This is a genomic window from Bacillus sp. AFS029637 (assembly GCF_002584985.1).
Classification (GTDB): Bacteria; Bacillota; Bacilli; order Bacillales; family Bacillaceae_G; genus Bacillus_A.
Window position 1 is genome coordinate 59082 of the sequence record NZ_NUPZ01000032.1, and the last position, 7747, is coordinate 66828.

General features: G+C 35.9%; 8 protein-coding genes. 4 read left to right on the plus strand and 4 right to left on the minus strand.

The features are described 5' to 3' along the window. Positions 1-6 precede the first annotated feature (6 nt). Both COE49_RS17200 and COE49_RS17205 read left to right on the plus strand, forming a co-directional pair. On the plus strand, positions 7-822 hold the full coding sequence (locus COE49_RS17200; RefSeq protein ID WP_088232858.1) for a DUF4247 domain-containing protein: 816 nt from the start codon (positions 7-9) through the stop codon (positions 820-822). Between the two features lie 98 nt (positions 823-920). Then, a complete protein-coding gene (locus COE49_RS17205) occupies positions 921-1139 on the plus strand; it encodes a hypothetical protein (protein WP_098945971.1) in 219 nt (72 codons plus the stop codon). Positions 1140-1422: 283 nt separating this feature from the next. On the opposite strand, the gene COE49_RS17210 is transcribed toward COE49_RS17205, so the two are convergent. Then, complete coding sequence (locus COE49_RS17210; RefSeq protein WP_088232856.1) at positions 1423-2295, minus strand: YitT family protein; 873 nt, start codon at positions 2293-2295, stop codon at positions 1423-1425. Positions 2296-2482: 187 nt separating this feature from the next. Further along, complete coding sequence (locus COE49_RS17215) at positions 2483-3517, minus strand: YdcF family protein (protein WP_098945972.1); 1035 nt, start codon at positions 3515-3517, stop codon at positions 2483-2485. Between the two features lie 399 nt (positions 3518-3916). Here COE49_RS17215 and COE49_RS17220 point away from each other — a divergent pair, with 399 nt between their 5' ends. Together COE49_RS17220 and COE49_RS17230 are read left to right on the plus strand one after the other, a co-directional pair. Continuing rightward, entirely contained in the window at positions 3917-4690 is a 774-nt protein-coding gene (locus COE49_RS17220; protein ID WP_088232854.1) for an S-layer homology domain-containing protein, read from the plus strand. A 99-nt stretch (positions 4691-4789) separates the two neighbouring features. Further along, a complete protein-coding gene (locus COE49_RS17230; RefSeq protein WP_098945973.1) occupies positions 4790-5005 on the plus strand; it encodes a spore germination protein in 216 nt (71 codons plus the stop codon). Between the two features lie 146 nt (positions 5006-5151). Here COE49_RS17230 and cydB read toward each other — a convergent pair whose 3' ends face one another. Next, positions 5152-6180, minus strand: coding sequence for a cytochrome d ubiquinol oxidase subunit II (gene cydB, locus COE49_RS17235; protein ID WP_000017734.1), 1029 nt, complete (start codon positions 6178-6180; stop codon positions 5152-5154). Next, positions 6170-7516, minus strand: a complete 1347-nt coding sequence (cydA, locus tag COE49_RS17240) for a cytochrome ubiquinol oxidase subunit I (protein ID WP_088232852.1) — start codon at positions 7514-7516, stop codon at positions 6170-6172. Before cydA ends, cydB begins: the two co-directional genes overlap by 11 nt. Between the last annotated feature and the right edge of the window lie 231 nt (positions 7517-7747).

Consider the following 7747-nt stretch of genomic DNA (forward strand, 5'->3'; position numbering starts at 1 on the left):
GTAATCATGTCAAACCGATTGTTTACCATGATTAAATCGTTTGTGATCCCTATACTTGCTATCGTTACATTACTTGTTGTTGCTGGTTATGCCTTATCAGGTTGTCAAGGCGGGCAGACAAAGTCAATTCAAGACCGTTATCCACTCGAGTCTGTCGCAAAGGAAGGTAAACAAGAATCTTACGTGTATAGGGCCGCCAATCGGTCAGTTCCTGAAGTCGCGAAGGAACTTATAGCCGAAAGGAAACCGAAGCAAGCATCCAAAGAAGACGAAAATCAAATGTTTCTCGTTTATTCGGATAAAATGTATAACCTTCAAAAGGATAAAGAGAAACCATCTGATACGTTAATTGAAGTAAGTAATGAAGAATTTGTTCGTCAAAATTACCAACCGTCCTTCCTGCAAGGATATCTTATGGGAAGTATATTAAACGATATATTCGGTTCGAAAAAATCATCATCGGGTGATTACCGCGGATATAATGACAGACAAAATCATAAACCAGTTATCCCGGAAAGGCCACCTACGAAAGAAGAAAAGAAAACCCCGCCTCCAATTACGAAGGAAGGGAAAGGATCTATCATTAAGCGAGGCGATAATGTAGATTCGAAATCTTCTGTAGGAGATACAGGAAGTATTACGAAAAAAGGAAGTAACACGCCTCCGCCTTCTACTGGAAGCAAAGGGAAAATCACGAAAAATCCAGGTGGTTCAAGCGGATCAGATGTGAAGCCGAAATCATCTATTAAAACGCCACCAAAGAATACATCTCCCCCGAAAACAAGGGTTGGTGGTTCAGGGAAAGTTACGAAGAGAAGATAATATAGAGACCGAGAAGTGGGATTTACTTTTCGGTCTTTTTCGTTATGGGAATTAATTCCTTGTAGCTGGTACAATTAAGGCATAAGGAGGAGATTGTTATGACTATGTATAAAAGATTTAGTGTAATTATGTTCCTCGTCTTATTCCTCAGTTTGTTTATTAGCGCAACGATGAGATTTCACTTTGTAGTAGGTATTCTATGGATATTATGTACATGTACTCTCTTTTTATATATTCCGCTACGCTTTCAACAGGAATTGCCTGCCTTTCAAAAATACGTAGCATGGATTAAAAGCGGGGGAAGATGGGGCGAGTAAAAATATATCAGCGATTATTAGAATATATCGACCGCAACTCGAAATATATCAGCGATTATTAGAATATATCGACCGTAACTCGAAATATATCAGCGATTATCGGAATATATCGACCACAACTCAAAATATATCAGCGATTATCGGAATATATCGATCGTAACTCGAAATATATCAGCGATTATCGGAATATATCGACTTACCGACAAAAACTGACAACGATAGCAACTTAATAATAAGAAGAGGGTGTGCCAACATATTGGCACACCCTCGTTTTTCATAATGATTAATGAATATCACGTTTCTTAAAGTTACCGCCTTTTACTTCTGCTACGTCATAAACTGTAATAAAGGCATTGGGATCAATTTCATTAATAAGGTCTTTCATTTTACTTTCTTCTAAACGGTTAATTACACAAGAAATTTCTTTAAATTGCTCTCTTGAATAACCACCATACACTTCATTGTATGTTGCACTTCGGCCTAAACGATCGCGAATGGTTTCTACCATTAATTCAGGCTCTTTTGTGATGATTTTAAATGTTTTCGAACCACTTAAACCAACTTCAACGATATGAATCACTCTTGAAGCAATAAAGTAAGCAATTGCCGAAAGGATAGCGCCTTGAAGACCGAATACTGTTGATACGAAAATAAATACGAACATGTTTAAGAATAAAATAAGGTCACTTGTTCCGAAAGGTAATTTACGAGAAAGTAATACAGCTAGCATATCGATTCCATCTAATGCTCCGCCGTTACGTAATGCTAGTCCCATACCAAAACCGATAATAATACCGCCAGCAACTGTAACTAATAATGTATCGCCTTCAATAATAGTTGGTACTCCGTGCATGACAACGGTACCTACTGCTAATGAAGCAATCCCGATAATGGAATAAATTGCAAAGCTTCTACCGATTTGCTTATATCCTAACCAAACGAAAGGAATGTTAATAACTGCGATTAGAGCCCCTAATGGCAATCCAAATAATCTTGAACTAACGATACTTAAACCAGTCACACCACCGTCGGATACGTTATTTGGAATTAATACCGCTTCTAATCCGTACGCTGTGATAAGTGCCCCAATAATAATCATCAAAGATTTTGAAGCGAATTTTAGCTTATTGGGCTTGTTTTTGATAATTTTTTCCATGTAATGTCCTCGTTTCAAACTAGTTTCTTGTTTGTTACATCATTCACACCTAAATTCCATTTTAACATTTTATTTGAAAAAATTCCTCTTTACTGGGTGTATGCAGGAGATATTATCACCGTATTGTCTTTAAAATATTTTTGAAATGAGTATAAGAAAACCCATCCTTAAAAAGGATGGGCTGTTGTTAAGAAAATAAAAAACTAATGACTGTTAGGAATAAAGCGAAGCCTAAAATTGTTCCGCATACTTTCATATGGCGCTTACGTCCCATCACGACGATTGCGACATATTCGCGAATCATTGCATTAGGCCAATAATAAAAGGCTGTTTTTGACCCGATTCCTTGGCTATTCAGACCAGCTTGTTTTGCATATATGCCAGCACGGAAAAGATGGAAATTATTCGTTGTAAAAATACTTCTATATTTACCGTCTGGTTTTAACGAATCCATAATTTCTTTAGAGAACGACATGTTTTGACATGTGTTGACAGAGCGGTTTTCCTGCACAGTATGTTCAATTGGAATTCCTTTTTCAATCGCGTAATTTTGCATTGCTTCCGCTTCTGGAAGACCTTCATCTGGACCTTGTCCACCAGAGAAAATGATTGTTGGTGGTGTATTCACAGCAGCTTGTTTCCAGTAAAAGTCGATCGCTTTATTAATGCGACTTGCAAGTAAAGGAGGCACTTTGTCGTTAATTAAGCCGCTACCAAGAACGATGATGAAATCTTGGTTACGTCTCGGTCTGTTGAATTGGTATAAAAAATATGCGCTTAAGAAGTTAGACAAATGTACAAAGAAATACATAGTTATAAGAGAAATAGCAGCAAAAATAAATTGAAAATGCTCTGAGAATAAACTTGCGGGATTTATGATAGGAAGCATCATAAAGAATAAAATACCTAAAGCAGCAATTAAAGTTAAAGAATTTGTGAAGCGTCTTCCTTCACGTCTCATCAAGATTCTAGCATTAAGAAATAGTCCAAACATTAAAGCGACTATAGCAAAAGGGATCATTACAACTAGTGCTATCATAGGAATAATAACGATAAAATGTAAGGAGTTACTACCAGACTCATAGGAGGCGATAACGCAAAATAATAAAAATGAACAGAAAAAGGCATTAAATAAAAAGCCGTTTATTATTTTTCGTGGATCTTTTAAGTAAGAGATAAGAAAAATAATAAACAATATAAGAGGAATAATTCCGAAATACATAAATATAGTACACCTCAATTTGTATAAGAATTTGACATACCTTTTATATTACATGATTTTATAATTGAAAATGAAAGAAAAAGGATTTTGAATTTTCTTGATGAAACATATGGTAAAAGTAAAATGACTGAAAAGGAACTTGATAGGGGAGTTTTTTCTGTTTGCATATTATGTCTATTTTGAATGAAAGAGGATTAAAATATGAATGGCTTTCTTTTTTTATATTATCCCTAATAAATTTTTGAAGAAGTTAACTGTCTCTAAACTTGCCATCCATGCTTAGCAAAAAAAGAATCCCTTTGGATTCTTTTTTGTGTTCGACATGATATGACAAAATGTATTTTTATATTTTGTTATTATGTTAGATGGTTAATAAGAAAAGTAAAAGGGGACCTTAGAATGAATTTAAAGAAAATCTTTTTAACAGGTGCGATTGTCGTAACAACTGCATTTACATCAATTGGAACTGCACAAGCAAGTATTAGCTTTAAAGATGTTCCAGCTGGTCATTGGTCTTATAAAGCAATTTTAGATTTAGCAAGTAAAAATATTGTTACTGGATACGGAAATGGAATTTTTGGATTTGGTGATGATGTAACTCGTGAGCAAGTTGCTAGACTTATGTATCTGCAACTAAAGCCGGAATCGAAAGAGAATTACAATAATCCGTATAATGATATTAATGATCATTCAACAAGTTTTAAAAAGGAAATTTTAGCATTAACAGAAATGGGGATTTTTGCAGGAGATGAAAAAGGAAACTTTAGACCAAAAGCTTCTTTGACTCGTGAAGAAATGGCTCAAGTGTTAACAAATGCATATAAATTAGTGGCAAAATCAGAGCATACATTTGTAGATGTAGATAGAAAATCATGGTCGAATAAAGCGATTAGCGCTGTGCAATCTAATAAAATTGCCGCTGGAACAGGCGATAATATGTTTTCACCTAAGATGAATGTAACTCGTGAACAATATGTACAATTCTTATATAATGCGACATTACCATATGAGGAAAGACCGGGAGCAAATCAAGAACCAAAGCGCTTTGCTAATTGTAAAGAAGCAAATGATGCTGGGTTTTATGATATTACAAGTGATAGTCCATACTACGGTAAGCATTTAGATCGTGATGGAGATGGAATTGCTTGTGAGAGAGAGAAGAGCGGTAAATAAGAAAAAGCACTCANNTGAGTGCTTTTTCTTATTTATACATGCTATTTTTGTAGGCGATGTTCATAAAATGAAAGTAACGAAACGAAAGTAGGTGACAACATGCCGGCAGTTGTAGAAGGAGTTATTATTGAAAACTGCAATGGGACGATTAATTTAGGCGATAAATATAACGTGCAGCCAATTGAAAAGACGAAAGCTTATAATGGATCGGGATCATCGAATACAGGAATGAAAGTCCAAACATTTAGTGGTGTTAGTACAGCAGATATAGAGGATAGTGATGCGAATGACCAAGGACTGCAATTTACGTTATAGTGTAGCAAAGGGGTATAAAATGATGAATTTGCCCTGTGTTACGATCTAGCTGTAAGCTGTTTATAGTTGTTAGATTAGAAATATACTATATTATTGAAAATCATACGTATAAAAAAGACACTTCAAACGAAGTGTCTTTTTTCAGCTTAGTGATACCCTTTAGCAGAGTCTTTATGAATTTTATTTTTAAAGATGCTATAGCTCCAAAGTTGGTAACCGATAACGATTGGTACCATGACCATTGCAACGAAGAACATAATTTTTAAGTTTAATTCACTACCTGCTGCGTTGTATAACGTTGTGCTATACGCATCGTTAATACGAGATGGTAACATTCTTGGGAACATACCTGCAAAACCAGTTGTCATAAACATTGCGATTGTTAAGCAAACGAATGTGAATGCAAGGCCGATTTTATGTTTGTACACCATAATAAGTGCGAGTACACTCATTAACATTGCTAGTACTGGAAGAATAAATAGTACAGGATATTCCGTAAAGTTTTGGAATAGGTTTGTACGATTGGCAGTTGCTACATAGAAGATGGCTAAAATGATAGCAGCTGCCATTGAAAATGGTCGTGCGATTTTATAAGCGCGATCAGATACTTCACCAGTCGTTTTAATCATTACCCAAAGGGCACCAGATACGACGAATATAGCAGTGAAGAAGAGACCACCTAAAATACCATAATGATTTAATAAGCTAAGTAAGTTTCCTTCATAACCGTTTTTTCCGATTTCTAGCCCGTAATATAGATTAGCGAATGTAACGCCGAATAAGAAGGCGATTAGGAAACTACCAATTGTAAATGCCCATTTACAAGTTTTTTGCCAAATTGGTGAATCGTCTTTGTGCATAAATTCAAGTCCAGCGGCGCGAGCAAATAGTGCAAGTAATACTAAAAATAACGGCGTATATAGATAACTAAACATATTTGCATATGTGATTGGAAAGGCAGCAAATGTTGCGCCGCCAGCTGTAATTAACCATACTTCATTACCACCCCAGAACGGGCCAATTGCTTCTTGTAATTGATTTCGTTCTTGTCGGTCTTTCGCAACGAACGGGAAAATCATCCCGTTACCGAGTGCGTAGCCATCAAGGATAAAGTAAACTGTCCAAATCACACCCCATAAACCGAACCAGATGATTGCAAGTGTATCATGAGACATGAGCCGCACCTCCTTCAGCAGGTTCTTCTAATGCAGCAGGTCCTTTTTTCGCGAACTTTAGCATTAAGTATACGTCTGCAATTAAGAGTAGAGTATAGAATAATATTAAACTAATTAATGAGAACCAAATTTGTGGAACGGATATAGGTGACACAGATTCTGCTGTACGCATTAGTTTATATACTGTCCACGGTTGGCGACCTACTTCAGCGACAACCCAGCCAGCATTAATCGCAATGTATGGAAGTAAGACAGACCACATTGTAATTTTTAAATAACGTGTTGAGTTTTCTAGTTTTCCTTTTCGGTTTAAATAGAAACCATACCAAGTTAATGCCATAAAGAACATACCAAGTGCAACCATTAAGCGGAAGCTATAGTACACGAGGTTAACGTTTGGACGATCTTCTTTCGGAATATCTTTTAAACCAGTAATTTCGCCATCAAATGAGTTTGTATAGAAGAAACTTCCTAGTTTTGGAATCGTAAGGAATTCAAAATTCTTTTCATTTTCTACATCAGGAATTTGAATGATTGAGAAACCCTGTCCTTTGCCAGTTTCCCAAACTGCTTCCATCGCAGCCCCTTTAGCTGGTTGATATTTAGCTGCGGATACACCAGATTGATGTCCCATAAATGGTGTAACAGTTGCAGCGAATAATCCTAACATTAAACCAAACTTAAATGATTTTTTGAAGAATTCCACTTCGTTTTTACGTAGTAAGTGATAGGCACTAATCGCCATAACGAAGAAAGCACCAACGATATAACAACCAATTACAGTATGGAAGAACATGTTCCAAGCGTATGGGTTTGTAACTAGCGCCCAGAAATCATTTAATTCAGCGCGGCCGTTACGTACTACGTAGCCAACAGGATTTTGCATGAAACCGTTCGCTGTAATAATCCAAAGGGCAGAAATATTTGTTCCAAGTGCGACCATCCACATACAGAAGGCACGGAACTTTGGTGAAATTTTGTCTTTACCGAATAACCATATCCCCATGAAGGTAGATTCTAAGAAGAAGGCAACAAGTGCTTCGATTGCGAGAGGTGATCCGAAAATATCTCCCATATATTTGGAGTACTCAGACCAGTTTGTTCCAAATTGGAATTCCATCGTAATCCCGGTTATAATCCCCATTACGAAGTTAATTGTAAATAATTTACCCCAGAAATTTGCCATTTTGCGGTATGTTGGATTCAATGTGCGGGCGTATTGAGTTTCCATACATGCTACTAAAATAACAAGTCCGATTGTCAAAGGTACAAATAAAAAGTGATAAAAAATAGTAATTGCAAATTGAAAACGACTCAGTAACAGAACGTCGGACATAATAAATACTCACTCCTTTTTACATTATCTACAATTAGTTTATAGTGAAAATAGGAATAAGGTATGTGAGACTTGTTACAAAGCTGTGTGTATATTTTGAAAGAATTATGTCGGTTATCTGAAAATATATTGCTTTTATAATAAAACAATATCCTTTTTGAGTTTTTTAAATTTTGGTACACTATATATGTAATGTAAATGAGAGAAAAGAGGGTAACTAACTGTTACGAT